Genomic DNA, 1236 nt, shown 5'->3' with positions numbered 1-1236 from the left:
GCGGTCCGCTGCGGCGGCGGCGTCAACCACCGCATGTCCCTGTCGGACGCGGCCCTCGTCAAGGACAACCACGTGGTGGCCGCCGGCGGCGTCGCCCAGGCCTTCAAGGCCGTACGGGACGCCTTCCCGGAGGTACCGATCGAGGTCGAGGTCGACACCCTGCACCAGCTCCGCGAGGTCGTCGACGCGGGCGCGGACCTGATCCTTCTGGACAACTTCACCCCCGGCGAGTGCGACGAGGCGGTGGCGGTCGTCGACGGCCGCGCGATCCTGGAGGTCTCCGGCCGGCTCATCCTCAAGAACGCCAAGGAATACGCCGACACCGGCGTCGACTACCTGGCGGTCGGCGCCCTCACCCACTCCTCGCCGATCCTCGACATCGGTCTCGATCTGCGAGCGGCGGAGTAGGAACGGCCATGCTGCTGACCATCGACGTGGGAAACACGCACACCGTCCTCGGGCTCTTCGACGGCGACGAGATCGTCGAGCACTGGCGCATCTCCACGGACGCGCGCCGCACCGCCGACGAGCTCGCGGTCCTCCTCCAGGGCCTCATGGGCATGCACCCCCTCCTGGGGGACGAGCTGGGCGACGGCATCGACGGCATCGCCATCTGCGCGACCGTGCCGTCGGTGCTGCACGAACTGCGCGAGGTGACGCGGCGGTACTACGGCGATGTGCCGGCGGTGCTGGTCGAACCCGGCGTGAAGACCGGCGTACCGATCCTCACCGACAACCCGAAGGAGGTCGGCGCCGACCGCATCATCAACGCGGTCGCCGCCGTCGAGCTCTACGGCGGCCCCGCGATCGTCGTCGACTTCGGTACGGCGACCACGTTCGACGCGGTTTCCGCGCGCGGGGAGTACGTCGGCGGGGTGATCGCCCCCGGGATCGAGATCTCGGTCGAGGCGCTGGGCGTGAAGGGCGCGCAGCTCCGGAAGATCGAGGTGGCGCGGCCCCGGGCGGTGATCGGCAAGAACACGGTCGAGGCGATGCAGGCCGGCATCATCTACGGGTTCGCCGGCCAGGTCGACGGCGTGGTGACCCGGATGGCGAAGGAACTGGCGCCTGACCCGGACGACGTGACGGTGATCGCCACGGGTGGCCTGGCCCCGATGGTCCTGGGCGAGTCCTCGGTGATCGACGAACACGAGCCGTGGCTGACCTTGATCGGCCTACGCCTGGTGTACGAACGAAACGTGTCCCGCATGTGAGTTTCTCCGCCCCCGCCGCCCT

2 protein-coding genes are annotated in these 1236 nt (G+C 69.8%); both read left to right on the top strand.

Translation table 11 applies throughout. The features are described 5' to 3' along the window. Positions 1-408 (top strand): nicotinate-nucleotide diphosphorylase (locus AOK08_RS48160; protein WP_422125815.1); only part of this gene is annotated, 408 nt, incomplete at its 5' end. A gap of 8 nt (positions 409-416) precedes the next feature. Beyond that, the gene (locus tag AOK08_RS39115) at positions 417-1214 is read left to right on the top strand and encodes a type III pantothenate kinase (protein WP_055534949.1); all 798 of its coding nucleotides are present in this window, start codon (positions 417-419) and stop codon (positions 1212-1214) included. The last annotated feature ends 22 nt before the right edge of the window (positions 1215-1236 follow it).

This window comes from Streptomyces graminilatus (genome assembly GCF_001418565.1).
Classification (GTDB): Bacteria; Actinomycetota; Actinomycetes; order Streptomycetales; family Streptomycetaceae; genus Streptomyces; species Streptomyces graminilatus.
Note: the sequence above shows the minus strand (reverse complement) of the source record. Positions and strands in the feature narration are given on the sequence as shown.